The 15,642-nt window shown below is 40.8% G+C and carries 14 protein-coding genes; 7 read left to right on the top strand and 7 right to left on the bottom strand.

Annotated elements, in window-relative coordinates:
• The 4 genes from atpC (at position 1) to WAA15_RS13690 (ending at position 3,400) form a co-directional block, all read left to right on the top strand.
• Positions 1 to 243, top strand: coding sequence for an ATP synthase F1 subunit epsilon (gene atpC, locus WAA15_RS13705; protein WP_337043345.1), 243 nt, complete (start codon positions 1 to 3; stop codon positions 241 to 243).
• A 196-nt stretch (positions 244 to 439) separates the two neighbouring features.
• Complete coding sequence (gene moaA, locus WAA15_RS13700) at positions 440 to 1,429, top strand: GTP 3',8-cyclase MoaA (RefSeq protein ID WP_337043344.1); 990 nt, start codon at positions 440 to 442, stop codon at positions 1,427 to 1,429.
• A 58-nt stretch (positions 1,430 to 1,487) separates the two neighbouring features.
• Complete coding sequence (locus WAA15_RS13695) at positions 1,488 to 1,931, top strand: peptidylprolyl isomerase (protein WP_337043343.1); 444 nt, start codon at positions 1,488 to 1,490, stop codon at positions 1,929 to 1,931.
• Positions 1,932 to 2,023: 92 nt separating this feature from the next.
• Positions 2,024 to 3,400, top strand: coding sequence for a protein-disulfide reductase DsbD family protein (locus WAA15_RS13690; RefSeq protein ID WP_337043342.1), 1,377 nt, complete (start codon positions 2,024 to 2,026; stop codon positions 3,398 to 3,400).
• Here WAA15_RS13690 and aat read toward each other — a convergent pair.
• The 5 genes from aat to WAA15_RS13665 form a co-directional block, all read right to left on the bottom strand.
• Entirely contained in the window at positions 3,390 to 4,028 is a 639-nt protein-coding gene (aat, locus tag WAA15_RS13685) for a leucyl/phenylalanyl-tRNA--protein transferase (protein ID WP_337043341.1), read from the bottom strand. The two genes, WAA15_RS13690 and aat, sit on opposite strands and share 11 nt — an antisense overlap.
• Positions 4,029 to 4,113: 85 nt before the next feature.
• Entirely contained in the window at positions 4,114 to 5,136 is a 1,023-nt protein-coding gene (locus WAA15_RS13680) for a toxin-antitoxin system YwqK family antitoxin (protein WP_337043340.1), read from the bottom strand.
• A gap of 184 nt (positions 5,137 to 5,320) precedes the next feature.
• Entirely contained in the window at positions 5,321 to 5,812 is a 492-nt protein-coding gene (locus tag WAA15_RS13675) for a DUF2911 domain-containing protein (RefSeq protein WP_337043339.1), read from the bottom strand.
• 84 nt (positions 5,813 to 5,896) lie between these two features.
• Positions 5,897 to 6,634 (bottom strand): ABC transporter ATP-binding protein, encoded by a 738-nt coding sequence (locus WAA15_RS13670; RefSeq protein ID WP_337043338.1) that lies wholly within the window; start codon positions 6,632 to 6,634, stop codon positions 5,897 to 5,899.
• Positions 6,635 to 6,716: 82 nt separating this feature from the next.
• Complete coding sequence (locus WAA15_RS13665; protein ID WP_337043337.1) at positions 6,717 to 9,179, bottom strand: tetratricopeptide repeat protein; 2,463 nt, start codon at positions 9,177 to 9,179, stop codon at positions 6,717 to 6,719.
• Between the two features lie 226 nt (positions 9,180 to 9,405).
• On the opposite strand from WAA15_RS13665, the gene WAA15_RS13660 reads away from it, so the two are divergent.
• Together WAA15_RS13660 and WAA15_RS13655 are read left to right on the top strand one after the other, a co-directional pair.
• Positions 9,406 to 10,065, top strand: coding sequence for a phosphatidylserine decarboxylase family protein (locus tag WAA15_RS13660; RefSeq protein WP_337043336.1), 660 nt, complete (start codon positions 9,406 to 9,408; stop codon positions 10,063 to 10,065).
• A 30-nt stretch (positions 10,066 to 10,095) separates the two neighbouring features.
• Entirely contained in the window at positions 10,096 to 10,446 is a 351-nt protein-coding gene (locus tag WAA15_RS13655; RefSeq protein ID WP_337043335.1) for a YraN family protein, read from the top strand.
• On the opposite strand, the gene ruvB is transcribed toward WAA15_RS13655, so the two are convergent.
• Together ruvB and WAA15_RS13645 are read right to left on the bottom strand one after the other, a co-directional pair.
• Positions 10,443 to 11,468 (bottom strand): Holliday junction branch migration DNA helicase RuvB, encoded by a 1,026-nt coding sequence (gene ruvB / locus WAA15_RS13650; RefSeq protein ID WP_337043334.1) that lies wholly within the window; start codon positions 11,466 to 11,468, stop codon positions 10,443 to 10,445. The genes WAA15_RS13655 and ruvB overlap by 4 nt on opposite strands.
• Before the next feature lie 122 nt (positions 11,469 to 11,590).
• A complete protein-coding gene (locus WAA15_RS13645) occupies positions 11,591 to 14,257 on the bottom strand; it encodes a PKD domain-containing protein (protein WP_337043333.1) in 2,667 nt (888 codons plus the stop codon).
• Positions 14,258 to 14,564: 307 nt separating this feature from the next.
• Between WAA15_RS13645 and WAA15_RS13640 the strand changes: the two genes are divergently transcribed.
• Positions 14,565 to 15,608, top strand: coding sequence for a PorP/SprF family type IX secretion system membrane protein (locus tag WAA15_RS13640; protein ID WP_337043332.1), 1,044 nt, complete (start codon positions 14,565 to 14,567; stop codon positions 15,606 to 15,608).
• Positions 15,609 to 15,642 lie beyond the last annotated feature (34 nt).

Genomic DNA, 15,642 nt, shown 5'->3' with positions numbered 1-15,642 from the left:
ATGAACTTAGAAATAATTACCCCCGACAAAAAAGTATATACTGGCGAAGTAAACTCTGTTTCTTTTCCGGGTAGCGAAGGTCGTTTTCAGGTATTGAAAGACCATGCTCCTATTGTCAGTACACTTGCCAAAGGTGATTTGGTGATTGAAACAAATGGTAAAAAACAAACATTTGTAGTAGATGGTGGTGTAGTAGAAGTAGTAAAAAATAATATCTTGGTACTGGCAGAAGCCGTAGCCTAGATTTTTATATAGTATTAAAAGAGGCATAGATACCTATGCCTCTTTTGTTTTTTATAGGAATCTGAGTAGTTTTACTAAAAAAGTACTTAATAAAAAAATCCTTTTACTAACCAAATTTGTTGTTTTAGCAACGGGTTCGACGAATTTATTCGGCTAAAATAATGTTAAATCGTTTCAGAATCTTTTACGCTCCATTATGCTTATCGATAATCATGGCAGACCAATCAATTACCTGAGGTTAGCAGTTACAGACCGCTGTAACCTGCGCTGTTTTTATTGTATGCCCCAAGAAGGTATTCAGTATTTGCCTAAACCTCATTTGTTGAGCTATGAAGAAATGATTCGCCTTGTAAATATTCTGGCCGAAATGGGCGTAAATAAAGTTCGGATTACCGGAGGTGAGCCTTTTCTGAGAAAAGATATTATGCCTTTTCTGTGGAAATTATCAGAAATAAACGGCATCAATCAAATCAGTATTACAACCAATGGCGTGCTTACGGCCCCTCTTGTACCTGAACTGAAAAAACTGAGGGTGCATTCGGTTAACCTCAGCCTTGACTCGCTCGACCGCCAGCGTTTTTTTGAAATTACCCGACGCGACGAGTTTCGGCAGGTATGGCAAACATTAGAGGCTTTACAAGCGCATGATATTCCGGTTAAAGTTAATACCGTGGTGATGTCGGGCAAAAACGACGAAGATATTTTATCGATGGTTGAACTGGCACGTAAGCAGCGCGTATCTGTAAGATTTATTGAAGAAATGCCCTTTAATGGCGCAGGCCTTAGGCCAGAACAATTGCAGGATTTCTGGAGCTATAAGCGTATCATAGACCTGATTCGCTCGGTATACCCAGATATGTACAAGCTGCCTGACGAGCCTACTTCTACTTCGTATAATTATCAGATTCCGAACTTTAAAGGCAATATTGGCGTTATTGCTGCTTTCAGCCGTACTTTTTGTGGTACTTGCAACAGGCTCAGAGTAACCCCAACAGGAGTTTTTAAAACCTGTTTGTACGACGACGGCGTTTTTAATGTGCGTGATTTTATGCGTCAGAAACTTTCTGACGAACAAATTAAGTTATTAATCCATGATGCCTTACAAAACAGGGCAAAAGACGGATTTGAGGCCGAAAACAAAAGGAAAAATCTGGTTTCGGAATCAATGACTACCATTGGAGGCTAAGAATTTATTTCATACAATTGTTAAATTTTCAAACGGGTCGCCGTAACGATAAAAAAATATGTTAAAAGCAGAAATGATTACCGATAAGGGAACAATGCTTATCGAGTTCTATGAAAACGATGCTCCTATTACAGTGAACAACTTTGTGACGCTAGCCAAAAAAGGATTTTACGATGGCTTGAAATTCCACCGTGTTATTCCTGATTTCATGATTCAGGGCGGTGACCCAACCGGAACAGGTGCAGGTGGCCCGGGTTATAGCATTCCTTGCGAACTAACAGGTAATAACCAATACCACGACAGAGGTGTGCTTTCGATGGCGCACAGAGGCCGCAACACTGGTGGTTCACAGTTCTTTATATGCCATAATCGTTCTAATACCCAACACCTCGACCGCAACCATACTTGTTTTGGTAAAGTTGTTGATGGCATCGAAATAGTTGATTTGATTCGTCAGGGAGATAAAATCCAGAAGGTTAATATCCTTGAAACAGAAGCCTGATTTTGAAAAATTTTTGTAAAAACTGCTTGGTTTGAAATATTTCCGGGCAGTTTTTTGTTTACCAAATAACGTACACAGAAACAAACTACCCTATGCAAGAAAGTAATACACTTATTGGATTTCTACTGACCGCTTTTCTGGCAGGTTTTATCTCCATTTTCATGCCTTGTATTTATCCAATAATGCCTATGACTGTCAGTTTCTTTACCAAGCAGTCGCAAGGTACCCGTAAAGCCGCATTTTATGGTTTTTCTATCATGTTTGTGTTTGCCCTTATAGGCTTGGTAGCAATGGCTTTCGGGGCCCCGTTTCTTAATTTTATTAGCACACACTGGGTTCCTAACCTTATATTCTTTATTATTTTCATTCTGTTCGGGATTTCCTTATTAGGAGCCTTCGAGATTGTGCTACCATACAACGTTGTTAATAATATTGACAGGATGTCAGAAAAAGGCGGGCTGTTGGGTATTTTCTTTATGGCACTTACGCTGGTAGTGGTTTCGTTCTCGTGTACGGTTCCGTTTGTAGGCTCTTTGCTTATTTTAGCCGCCAAAGGCGAGGTCTGGAGGCCCCTTGTAGGTATGCTGGCATTTGGCTTACCATTTGCCATTGTTTTTACCTCTCTGGCCCTGTTTCCGCAATGGCTGAAAAGCCTACCTAAATCGGGGGGCTGGATGAACGAGATGAAAGCCGTTTTCGGTATTCTGGAATTTGCGCTGGCACTAAAATTCCTGAGTAATATTGATTTAACTTACCATTTCAACCTTATTTCACGTAATATTTTCTTAGGCATCTGGATAATTATTTTTGCTGCCGTAGGCTTATATATTTTAGGGGTTATCAGGTTACCTAAAGACAACAAGGTTACCAAATATAGTGTACAGAGAATTGCTTTTGCATTATTGTTTTTTGCGTTTACTGCCTATATGGCCTCAGGTTTTTTAAAAGGCCGCGAGTTAAGCATCCTTTCGGGTTTACTGCCGCCTAAAGCTCTGAATACGGCTCCGATAGATGGCTCAAAACTACGCCCTTTGCCACACGATTTACAGGGTTTCTACGATTATGACGATGCCCTGGCGTATGCCAAAGAAGTAAACAAGCCTTTGTTTATCGATTTTACGGGTTATGCCTGCGCAAACTGCCGTAAAATGGAAGAGAACGTATGGCCTAAGCCTGAAGTGCTTGAAAGGCTTAAAAATGAGTTTGTGATTGCTTCTTTATATGTTGATGACAAAAAGGCACTGCCAAAAGAAAAGCAATATACATCGAAATACGACGACGAATTGAAAGAAACCATTGGTGATAAAAACATGGACATTGAAATTACCAAGTATAATAACAATGCCCAGCCTTTTTATGTTATTGAAGATACAAACGGCAAAATAATTGTGAAACAGCCAATAGGTTATAGCTCAAAAGAAGACTTCATCAAGTTTCTGGATGAGGGTATTAGCAACTTCAGGAAATAGGCTGATTTGCCTGCTCCTTAAACAAATGTTCAACTTCTGTTTCGGTGAATCGTGCTTTTCGGTTAATAGCCTTTTTTAAAAGTTTCATGTACTGATACTTTGTAATTTCGATAGCTCCGAAACGCTTTACGTTATCATTGATAAACTGGGTATCCAGCAATTCAAAGTTCTGCTTTCTGAGTAGTTCCATCAGGTAATGAAAGGCCACTTTCGAGGCATTTGGCTCGCTGTAAAACATCGATTCACCAAAAAACGCCGCTCCGATAGAAACCCCGTATAGGCCTCCTACCAAACGATTATCCATATAGGCTTCTACGCTATGGGCAAAGCCCATTTCATGCAAACTGGTATAGGCATTTATTATTTCTTCTGAAATCCAGGTATCTTCCGAGTCTTTTCTGGGCATTGCACACGCCTTCATTACTCCTCTGAAATCATAATCGAGGCGTATTTCAAATTGTTGTTTATTGAGCAAAGATCTCAAAGATTTTGCTGGCTTATAGGTATCAATCGGTATAATAGCACGGGGGTCAGGTGCGTACCAGTACAATGTTCCGTCGGCATCTGCCATTGGAAAAATACCGTTAATGTATCCATATATTAAGTCGTCCGCGGAAAGTACAGTCATCGAATTATTGGCATGAAATATAACAAAGATAAACAAAAAAAGGAGAAAAACTAAAGTTTTCTCCTTTTTCTTCTATCATAAATCTTTAATTTTTCTTGGCTTTCGGAGACTCAAAAATCATCTTTCCCTTTTCGTCATATTCTCGTATCAGAAAGGGTTCAAAGGCGGTATCAAAGCAGTCTTTAGCATATTGCATTTCTTTTTTTCGCTTGTTTCCTACCGGAAAATACTCTATCCACTGGCCTACTTTCACGCTATCGTCCAGAAACCCTTGTTCGGCTAAAGTACCGCTTTCGTTAAAGCGCATATATTCGCCGGTTACTTTATTAAAGTTCCGTGGTATTACTTCTTTTATTTTTTGCTGGGCATCATCGTAATAACTGATTTCGGCATCGCGGGCAAAACCTTTATCGTAATACTCTTTGTTGAGGAGATTATTGTTTTTATCGTAGGTTTCCCAACGGCCATGTTTTGTGCCCATATAATACCAGCCTTCTTCTATGAGTACATCGCCCAGATATTTTTTATAGGGGCCGTGCATGAGGTCATTTTTGGCTTTATCACGGCCTATGCCTTCCACTATTCTGTTAGCTTTGTGGTCAAACCAATATAAATGGCGGCTATATGGGTTTGGTTGCTTGTATTCTCTCAGGGTATAAAATTCGGTATAGGTCAGGCGGCTTCCACTCCCCTGACGCAGAATTTGTCGTTCAACCTTAATGCCTTCGTAATCGCGCCCGTTAAATTCTTTTTTAAGGCTTTTAAGTTGTTTTTTTACTTTCTTAAAGCCTTTTGTTATCTTCAGACCCAAATCAGGCAAGGTTTCTGTGGCGAATTTCTTGGCATCATCAACGCTCGAAATACTTAAATCTGTTGCGGGCAAAGAGGCATTCTGCGACCCCAGAATTGACGACGAGGCCCCCGCCGAACCAGACGCCGATGCCGACACCTTAGGCCCGCTTACTTCAACAGGGCCATTTTTAACGGCATCTTTCAAAAAGTCTTTAGCCGACCTCTTCTTGGCTGTTGGAACCGAACTTGGTGTTTGCGCCACAGCATTTATACTTGCCAGCAGGCTTACACCCACCATTACTGATAACCATTTCATGTTTGATAAAAGCTATTAACTCTGTATATACAAACGATACACCTCTGAAAAAATTTTAACCTTTGTTACTTTTGGTTTTTGAATATAGGGTAAAAATAACATCTTTCATGCCAAACGAATATCAAAAACACAAAAAAAGCAGAAGCATACGCCTCTGCTTTTTATCACTACACTTACCTAAACCCTAAAACTCCATGGGAACACTTACACTTGTAGTATCCCAGGCGATGGTTAAAACCTTATCATCAGTAGTGATTGTAAGTTTTTCAAGTGGTTGGTCCAGTTTTTTTACTGGTACTGTTACCTCTGCTACGTTTTTATCTTTGATTTTATCGTAGTTATAAGCACCCCACTGTTTCAACTCACTGTTTAATATGATTGTCCACTCTTTTTCTCCTAGTTTAGAGAAGAGTGTGTATGTACCTGCTTTGATTGATTTACCACCGAATTTTACATTTTTAAGAAAAGTAATTTCAGTTGCTTCATCGGCACCTGTTCTCCATACTGTTCCGAACTTTTCTAATCCACCAAAAATTACACGTCCTTTTTTAGAAGGTTGTCCGTAAGTAACTTTTACGTTTTTACTTTCAGCCGTTACATGTGGGCTGGCTTTTTGAGCAAATGTTAAAGAAGTAATCGAAAACAAGAAAGAAAGGAGTAATAATGTTTTTTTCATAGTCTGATTTTAAAATTAGTTATTTATGGTATATGGGTATTAACGAAAAAAGGACACATTTAGTTTAAGAATAAACCCTGAAAATTATTCTTTTGTTTTTTCGGCAAACAACTTAGCCATTTCACGAGGGTTTGTTGGTTTTGTGTTTACTTTATCCGATTCAATTAAACCATCACGAAGCCTGATAATCCGGTGTGAGTATTTGGCAATGTCTTCTTCGTGTGTTACCATTACAATGGTATTTCCTTTTGAATAAAGCTGGTCGAACAACTCCATGATTTCATACGATGTTTTCGTATCAAGGTTACCCGTTGGCTCATCGGCCAGCAGAATACTGGGGTCGTTTACCAATGCTCTGGCAATGGCTACACGCTGGCGTTGCCCACCCGAAAGCTCATTCGGTTTATGATGCGCACGTGTTTCAAGCCCAACACTTTTGAGGATACTCATGGCCTTTTCGATTCGTTGAGACTTCGTATAACCGGCATAAATAAGCGGAAGGGCTACATTCTCGAGTGCCGACTGGCGGGGCAAGAGGTTAAAGGTCTGAAACACAAACCCGATTTCTTTATTTCTTACTTCGGCTAATTCGTTTTCACTCATGCGGCTTACATCTTTGTTATTCAAAATGTATTGCCCTGCTGTGGGTGAGTCCAGACAGCCAATGATATTCATGAGCGTAGACTTACCCGACCCCGAAGGTCCCATAAATGCTACGTACTCTCCTTTATTGACCGAAATAGTAACTGATTTTAAGGCATCAATTATTTCGCTACCCATAATGTAGCGTTTAGAAATATTGGTAGTCTCGATTATTTTCATTAGCAATTATGAATGAGTGAGTAAATGTATTAATAAAAGTTGTCGGGGCAGTTTTTATTAATTCAAGTTCAAATATATTTTATCATTCAAAGCCAGCCTTGTTTTTTTCCATCAATGCTTTTTGGGCTTGATAGATGGAAAGAAACGCTTGATAATCGGTAGGAGTGCTTAAGACCTGAAGCTTTTTCAGGCCATCGTCGGCGTAGTTTTCCAAGCCTATTTTCAGCGATTGTATGGCATATAACTTCCATAATTCTATACTGTTTTCGTTGAGTTGCAGGGCGTTAAACAGCAGTGTATATGCTTGGTTAGGTTGCTTTAGTTGCTGGTTGTAAAAATCGACAACTTTCTTTAATAGATAAGGGTTTAAAGGGCTTATTTTTAGCGCATTATCAAAGTCTTTTTTATTGCTGGCATTTTTTAGCAGTTCTTCTGCCTGTACTTCTTGATACTCACGGATGGTTGATTGATAATCTTGTTTTTGCAAAACCTCAACCGAACTTTTATCGCCGGCCTTACCCAGATGCACAAGGGCTTTTTCGTATACTCCTTGCTGTAAATACCACATTCCGGCCACCTGATTATAGAGTTGTTTTTTTCGGGTAGAATCGTTTGCCAGAATAGCCAGTTGCTTCAACCCTTCCAGTTTATCTTCGCGGTAATAGTTCTGACAGGCAATGGCGTATTCCAAATCTTCAAAAAAGCCTTGATTAACGGCTTTAAGCTGTAAACGCCGGAGCGTATTACTTGAGTAAGTAAATAAAGGGTTATTAAATGTAGAAAGGTTATATAATACTGCAAACTGGCTTACATTAAGGGCAGAATCGGCATTTAATCTGATTTCGGCCTTTTCTGGTTTATGCGTAGCGTTTAAAACAGCCGTTTGGTTAGCTAGCAAACCTACATAAGTACTTTTGTCTTTTACGTTGCTGAGGGTGTCCTGCCTGTTATATTTCAGCCGGAATGCCAACAGGTTAGCTTCGGCCAGCTCACAGTTTGTGCAATGCTTCTGTGCTAGTTGCAGGTAATGGCGCGTAGAGTCTATGACTTTGGTTTTCTCATAAAGCCATGCCAGATTTGTGAGTATCTGCTGATTCTCAGGGAATTTCTTTACCCCTGCCTGCAATGTAAAAAGTGCATCAAAAAACATATCTTTTTCCTGAAATATCTTGCTTAAACCCGCATAAGCATACGGGCTAGGATTTTTTTCGAGTGCGTTTTTCAGAAATAATCCTGTATTCTCTTTGTCGTTCATTTCCATCGCCAAAGTAGCCAGCGAGTAGTTAGATTTATGGTTGCGCACATCCGAATGGGTTGCTTCTTTATAAAATGCCTCGGCATAGGGCAGGTCGTTAACTGATTTATAATAATCGGCTATATTGTTGTAATAACCCGCCGATACCTCATAATAGGCATAAAAGTGTTTCAGCGAAAGCACCGTTACAATACCAACCACCGCCCCTAAACGAAACAACGATAACTCGATGAACTGTGGTTTATATAAAATGCGGTGTATAGGCAAGCCTTTTTGCAAAGCCTGTATGTAGTTCAGAATAACGTACAGGAAAAACGCAAAACCTACTACCAGATGTGCAATAACAATAAAGTTTTCGAACGCATCGGTGAGGGGGTCATTACCTGTGGCATAAGCCTGCCCAAGCGTTGCAGTAGCAATAATGGCCAAACCTAAATATACCCAACTACCTATGGTGCGGAACTGGAAATTTGCCGACTCCTCGCTGGCATTTCTGAAACCCCAGATACCCAGTATGGTAGAAACCAGATAAAACAGAATCGGACTTATGGCCAGAATACTCCAGTCAATATAAAGATTTTGTTTCAGGAAAATCAGGAGGACATTTAACAGATAGATGCTCGAAATTATCAAAAACTGCCCAAGTGAACTTTTTCCTTTTATACCTGAATTAGAAACAACCCATACCAATGAAGCAACGTTTTCGTGCGCTACAAGCAAGATAAATAACACTGTAAGCACAATTGCTCCCAAAGACCCGTAAGCTGCTATGGATAAAAAAGGATGGCTTGATTTTGCATAGTAAGCAATAATACCAGCCGTTAGTAAAGTTATGCCCGAAAAACTCAGGAATTTTTTCAGGAAACTGGCTTTTGTGGCAAAATTATTGAAATAAAATGCCAGACCCGCAAAAGCAGCGAAAGCTATCAGAAAGGCCGCCTGATTGGTTGTGTTGAAGATATTCTCGAAGCGTAAAGTAACGAGTACCCCTGCCAGAATTATCATGCCACCTAAAAACCAATAGCGCGATACTGACGAAAACGCCGCTACTAGCATATTCAGCCCTATGACAAAGCACCCTAAAAACAGGTATGTGGCCACGGTGTTAACTTGCATGGTTGAAGCCAGAAACCGCTCTTTAACCAAATAGGCATTGCCATTGATGGTATATTTTAATTGCCCGTCTGAAAAAGAATCGGCTATGGTTGGTATTTCGTCAAGCTCGCTGAGGGTGTCCCAGTGCAATACATTACCAAGCCCATAGTACCAATGCACCCCTAACATTGCCACTGCTATAAGCAGTATTATAAAAAAAAGGAGAAATATTAATTTTTCTGTTCGAGACCAATTTTGCCAAAAAAACAAGTTATACATACGCTTTCTGAAAGTTTTCCACGTGAAACACCTAGTTATCCACAGCTTATTCACATAGTAAGAGAAATATTTGAGCCGTGAAGATAACGTAAAAACATTGTTTCATTATATTTGTGATTCTAAAAAACCAAACATACTGACCATGACGCTTCATAAAGAAGGCACAGGAACCATTGCTTTAACAATTATCGGATTAGTAATTCTTAACGGAGTAGTAAGGTATTTCTTACCCGACAACACCCTTGTTCATAATATTCTGTTAGGGGTAAGTTTTGTTTTCCTGATTATTATTCTTCAGTTTTTTAGGAAACCTACCCGTGTAACCACTGTGAACCCTAAACACGTGATTGCCCCTGCCGACGGTAAGGTTGTTGTAATTGAGGAAGTGGTAGAAACCGAATATTTTAAAACTCCTCGCCGACAAGTTTCAATTTTTATGTCGCCCGTGAATGTGCATATCAATTTCAACCCTATTTCGGGCATTGTATCTTACTTTAAATATCATGCCGGAAAATACTTGGTGGCATGGCATCCTAAATCAAGCACCGACAACGAAAGAACTACCATTGTAGTAAAGCATGAAAACGGCACCGAAGTGTTGTTCCGTCAGATAGCCGGAGCTTTGGCACGCCGCTTATGCTGGTATGTAAAAGAAGGGCAGAAAGTAGAGCAAGGCACTGAGTTCGGGTTTATTAAGTTCGGCTCAAGGATTGATATATTTTTACCTCTTGATGCAAAAATTCTGGTTAATATCGACGACAGACCCGTGGGCGGAGAAACTGTTATTGCCGAATTAGCCTAAGCAAGTCTATTTATTTCTTCTTTTTCGCTAATGGCACTTCATAACGAACTTGGAAACAAGGCAGAAGCAATGGCCGAAAAATTTTTGTTAGAGAAAAACTATTTAATTCTCGACAGAAATTATGTTTTCGGGAAAGGAGAAATTGATATTATTGCCCAAAAAGAAAACTGGTTGTTTTTTGTAGAAGTGCGGGCGCGTACGGAAACAAATCATGGTTTTCCTGAGCAAACCATTTCAAAATCAAAAGCTGGCCTGATTATCAAAACAGCCGAAAACTATATTTTTCAGAAAGGCTGGCGCGGCAATGTGCGTTTTGATATTATAGCCATTACTATTGGCCCGCCTTTCGAGATACTTCATTTTGAAGATGCCTTTTTCTAGAATAACTCTCCCATTTTGTATTTAGGAACAATATTCAGGTGTTTATAGGCTTTTTCGGTTGCTTCACGACCACGAGCCGTACGTTTCAGATACCCTTCCTGAATCAGAAAAGGCTCGTATACTTCTTCAATAGTTTCGGCCTCCTCTCCTACTGCCGTAGCAATTGTTGACAAGCCCACTGGCCCCCCTTTAAATTTCTCGATGATGGTCTGTAAAATACGGTTGTCCATATCGTCAAGGCCGTCGTGGTCAACATCTAATGCTTTCAGGGCTATCTCGGCAATTTCGAGGGTAATTTTGCCGTCGCCTTTTACCTGAGCAAAATCGCGGGTACGTCTGAGCAGGTTATTGGCAATCCGTGGTGTGCCACGGCTTCGGCGGGCAATTTCAAAAGCTCCTTCATCGCTAATAGGAGTATTGAGTATGTATGACGACCGCCTTACAATTTTTGAAAGCAACTCGGCATCATAATATTCCAGACGGGAATTGATACCAAATCTGGCTCTGAGTGGCGAAGTAAGTAATCCGGCTCTGGTGGTTGCACCTATCAGCGTAAAGGGATTAAGGCTAATTTGTACGCTTCGGGCATTCGGGCCGGAATCGAGCATAATATCAATCTTATAATCTTCCATAGCCGAGTAGAGGTATTCCTCTACAATCGGATTCAGGCGATGTATCTCATCAATAAACAGTACGTCGAAAGGGTCAAGGTTTGTTAACAAGCCCGCGAGGTCACTGGGTTTGTCCAGCACAGGGCCTGAGGTTATTTTAATGTTTGTACCTAACTCGTTAGAAATAATGAGCGACAGGGTTGTTTTTCCTAAACCCGGAGGGCCATGTAATAGTACATGGTCGAGAGCCTCTTGCCTTTGTTTGGCTGCCAGCACAAACACTTTCAAGTTTTCAAGCACTTTATCCTGCCCCGTAAAATCGTCGAACGAAAGCGGTCGAAGGGCTTTTTCAATTTCTTTTTCACCTGGTGAAAGAGCTTCACTATCTCCTTTTATATAATCTTTTCGCATGAATTCTTTGAGAAAACTCTCTCTTTTTATCAATCAAATATACGATATTTTCCGTTTTTCTTTCGTATAAACCAAAAGAAAAAGCAAGATAGATAAAAATAACAGTATGGCTATTGAAGATATTATTTTACCAGCAGGATACCCCCCGTTTTGGTTATTTTAGGGCGATACGGGAAGTACTTACTTTTGTAACTGATAACGAAGGCATACAGCATCGGAGCCATTGTCTGGCCTTTGTAGGAGCCATCCCACATACGTTCCGGCTCGAACGACTCAAAAATGATTTCTCCCCAACGGTTATATATTTTAAGGTCAAAGTCAGTAATAAACTCATTAATTACGGTAAAGGTATCGTTAAGGCCATCGCCATTCGGGCTAAATACTTCTGGCACAAACAAGACTGGCTCACAACCTTCTTTTACCAACACTTTGTCGGTTGTGCCGCAGGTAGTACCATTAGCAAACTTGTTATCGACCTTAACACTGTAAGTTGCCAACGCACTTATGGTAATGGTTGGGGTTGTTTCGTTGGTTGGCCGCCACAAGTACTGAGGGTCATAGATATTCTGAGCCTTAGGGTCAAGCACCATTGTTTGCCCACGCAATACACAAACAAAGGCCGAGTCGGGCAGGTTAACCACAGGCGCGGGCTTTATATAAAGGGTATCTGTAAAAACAAAGTCATTACATTTTTCTTTGAGTAAATCGCCCAATATAGGCAGGTTTACGTTTTTACTTATAACCGTTTCGGACAAAACCTCTATTTTCATTTTAACAATGTAGCGTCCGGGTTTTTCATAAGTATGCGAGGTTTGCTTTCCTGTTCCGGTAGCTCCATCGCCGAAGTCCCAACTTACATTGGCTTTCATAGGGCTACAAATACCCTGTGTTTCAAAAATGGTGGGCTGCCCCTGACACGTACCCTCAAAAGTGGCATTGGGGCCATCGCCATCTTGTTTTTGTTTGGCCTGTACCACATTCGGAAAACCAAACTGGCTCGTGCCTATTACTGGTGTTCCTAAACCTGTATTATAAGGTATGTAACCTATGATACTGGCATTGCCTACTATTTCCGGCTGAGAGATATACGGGAGTTGGTCGCTGCCGTCAACAGCCATGTAAATAAACTTCGAGCCTCCCCCATTTACAGGGCCCATCTGTAAAGCTCCAAAGGCATCAACCGCCGAAGAGTCTATTTTAATTTTCTTACTGGCTATTTCAACGGGGTCTTTGAGGTTCAGGTTTAACTGATAAAGATATGACTTCTCGCCTTTTGAGGGGTCGCCACGCAAGGTAGTATATAGTTTTTCGCCATCCTGCGAGAACTCCAGCCCATACACTCTTGGTGGTACTTTCACCCCGAGGTCAATAGTCTGCGTGAGTTTGAGGTCACCGTTTTCTGGATTAATGTCAAAAATCTCGATATAGTTTTTACCATTCTTTACAAAGGCCACGGCCATTTTATCGCCGCCAGACGAAATCCGCATATACCCTGTTGTATCAGAATGTGCCATGCCAACGGCCTGCGTCCTTTCGGTAGTACCCGTTGAGTCAACTTTCAGAATTCTGAACTCGTTGGTCTGGCTGTCATGCGTATAAATATAGAACCCTGTTTCGTCCTGTGTTTTACGGGCGGCAATTTGAGTGCTTGTTGAATAACTTACCGGAATATTTTTTTCTACAACTGCGCCTTGCCCGTTGTTTCGCCGTAGGTCAATAATACTGTATGACAAAAGCCCTGTGTCTTTATTAAGGGTGTAAGCATAATACAGGTGATGCGGACACTCGTTGCAAGAACTTTTAGGAATAATGATTGACGACTGCGTAGAGGTATTAGTACCGCCTAAATCGCTGTTGTCGAGCGGAGGCACAAATGCCAGCGGTTTGTCGTCACGTCCATAAATTTTTACGCCGTCGGTATAAAACACCAGATTGTTTTTTGAGTCATATACCATAGCCACGCCTTCAGGCGAGTCGATGGGATTATCCTTTGAAGATTCAATGGGAATATAAGAAGGGTCGGGGGTGTCTGAGTCACCATACAAATCACCCGAGTTAGCAAGGGTGTCTTTGGGTAGAGTAGATGTTGGCGCAACCCCGAACTCAAGGGTAGCTCCTTTTCCGAAATACCATTTTTCGGCCCCGCCGCCGCCTGATTGCTGCAAACAGAATTTAACGTTTATTTTGGCTGTGCGCGAGCATTGGCCCGTTGAATCAAAAACTTCAACAGAATAGCATCCGGCAGAATCGACCTCAATTGTTGGGGTAGTTTGCCCTTTCGGGAACCAAAGGTAAGAAACACCTTTAGGGGCAGTACCGCCGCCACCTAACAAAGAGTAGGGGTCGAGCTTTACCTTCTTACCATCGCACACGGTTGTGTCGGCACTGGTTTTTCCGAAAAATTTAGGTTGGGTCGGGGGAGTACTGATTGTAATTGTTTTGCTTACGGGTGGCTGTTGCACATTTCCAACTGTGCGAATGAGCGTAACAGTATAAATACCGGGCTTACTGTAATTATATTTAGGATTACGGATATTTGAGACATCGTTAGTGGTAGAGGGGTCGCCAAAGTCCCATTGCCAAGCTGTGGCATTTTTTTCAGTATCAAAAAAAACGGTGGGTTCTGTACAGTCGGCTGCGGGCGCACCGGGTACTGCCGGAACAGCCGGAGAGCCAATACACAATTTACCGCCTACATAAAAATCCTGACAAAATGAAGAAAATGGAATATAGGACAATGAGGCTACTACAAAAAAAATCCTTAGATTAGTACCAATACCACCCCACATATTTCGTTAAATATTATAAATACTAACTTATGACAAAAAATTTAGAAATTTATGTTTTGATTGTAAATTTTTAACGAGTTTAGAAACAAGAATATTTGATTTTAAATCATAAAGATTTCTATTTTGCTGAAAAACCGCTTTTTAGGTACACTCAAACACCAAATCTGATAATATTAACGTTATTTTGTGAATAAGTGCTATAAAATACCGCTATATTACACAAAAACCTTGTAGTAAAACCAGTACAATGAGCTTTGGAATGAAATTTGCTTTAGAAATACATCGTTATATGCTATAAAATTTGGCAATGGAAAAACTTTATTTACGAATTGTCCTTTTGTGTTTTGTTTGTCTGAACGGCTTTGCACAAGACCCCCAGTTTTCGCAATTTTATGCAGCACCGCTTTTTCAGAATCCTGCTTTTGCAGGTGGTGCTTATGCTCCAAGGCTAATAGCCAACTACCGTAACCAATGGCCTTCTATTAATGCCAACTTTGTTACATCGTCTTTTTCTGTTGACCATTATCTTGAAAAACTTAATAGTGGTATCGGGCTTCTGGTTGTGAATGACTCACAAGGGCCGGGCCGATTAAAAAGTACCGAGTTCAGCGGTATATATTCGTATCAGGTACAAATCAATGAAGAGAACTTCCTTCGTTTGGGGGTTCAGGGAACATATTCCAGTAAAAGCCTTGATTATCTGGGCTTAACCTTCGGCGACCAATATGATAATCAGGGTTTAATTCCAGGAAAAAATACACTAGACCCCTTCGGAACAAAGCAGCCAAGTATTAATATGGTTGATTTCAGTGGTGGGGCCTTATTTTATAATAGCCGTTCGTGGTTAGGGCTTGCCGCACACCATATTAATCAGCCAGCTTTTAGCTTTATGAACAACGGAACAGGCATAGATTCATACCTGCCCATGAAACTAAGTGTGAGCGGCGGGTTGAAAATACCTTTGGCTAACCCTTATTCAAATGCAGCTAATGCTGACCGCGAGTTTTCGGTGTCTCCGGCTTTTTTATATAAAAGACAAGGCAAGTTCGACCAACTGGACCTAGGTTTTTATGCCACCTATTCGCCTATTACCTTAGGAATGTGGTACAGAGGTATTCCTATTAAAAAGAGAGATATTACCCGTACCAACCACGATGCCCTCATTTTTCTGGTTGGCGTACGTCAGGACAACTTCTCGATCGGGTATAGTTATGACATCACTATTTCTAGTTTAGGGGTTTCAACCGGAGGCTCACACGAGATTTCAATTGCGTATCAGTTCGACCCCATCGAACGTAGCCGAACAAGAAACAGGCGATTGAAAAAAGAATTATCTTGCCCCAAATATTAATTATTACATAGAATATTTCGTTTTTTGCGCAAAA

This window comes from Emticicia sp. 17c, assembly GCF_037153985.1.
Taxonomy (GTDB): Bacteria; Bacteroidota; Bacteroidia; order Cytophagales; family Spirosomataceae; genus Emticicia.
The sequence above is the reverse complement of the archived record's forward strand: the minus strand, read 5'-3'. Positions and strand labels throughout refer to the sequence as shown.

Excerpts from the sequence above, each read along its gene's own strand:
- WAA15_RS13670 (WP_337043338.1), bottom strand. The coding sequence starts at position 6,634 with ATGAAAATAATCGAGACTACCAATATTTCTAAACGCTACATTATGGGT.
- atpC (WP_337043345.1), top strand. The coding sequence starts at position 1 with ATGAACTTAGAAATAATTACCCCCGACAAAAAAGTATATACTGGCGAA.
- WAA15_RS13680 (WP_337043340.1), bottom strand. The coding sequence starts at position 5,136 with ATGAAATGGTTATCAGTAATGGTGGGTGTAAGCCTGCTGGCAAGTATA.
- WAA15_RS13645 (WP_337043333.1), bottom strand. The coding sequence starts at position 14,257 with ATGTGGGGTGGTATTGGTACTAATCTAAGGATTTTTTTTGTAGTAGCC.
- WAA15_RS13675 (WP_337043339.1), bottom strand. The coding sequence starts at position 5,812 with ATGAAAAAAACATTATTACTCCTTTCTTTCTTGTTTTCGATTACTTCT.
- WAA15_RS13695 (WP_337043343.1), top strand. The coding sequence starts at position 1,488 with ATGTTAAAAGCAGAAATGATTACCGATAAGGGAACAATGCTTATCGAG.
- ruvB (WP_337043334.1), bottom strand. The coding sequence starts at position 11,468 with ATGCGAAAAGATTATATAAAAGGAGATAGTGAAGCTCTTTCACCAGGT.
- WAA15_RS13660 (WP_337043336.1), top strand. The coding sequence starts at position 9,406 with ATGACGCTTCATAAAGAAGGCACAGGAACCATTGCTTTAACAATTATC.
- moaA (WP_337043344.1), top strand. The coding sequence starts at position 440 with ATGCTTATCGATAATCATGGCAGACCAATCAATTACCTGAGGTTAGCA.
- aat (WP_337043341.1), bottom strand. The coding sequence starts at position 4,028 with ATGACTGTACTTTCCGCGGACGACTTAATATATGGATACATTAACGGT.
- WAA15_RS13640 (WP_337043332.1), top strand. The coding sequence starts at position 14,565 with ATGGAAAAACTTTATTTACGAATTGTCCTTTTGTGTTTTGTTTGTCTG.
- WAA15_RS13690 (WP_337043342.1), top strand. The coding sequence starts at position 2,024 with ATGCAAGAAAGTAATACACTTATTGGATTTCTACTGACCGCTTTTCTG.
- WAA15_RS13655 (WP_337043335.1), top strand. The coding sequence starts at position 10,096 with ATGGCACTTCATAACGAACTTGGAAACAAGGCAGAAGCAATGGCCGAA.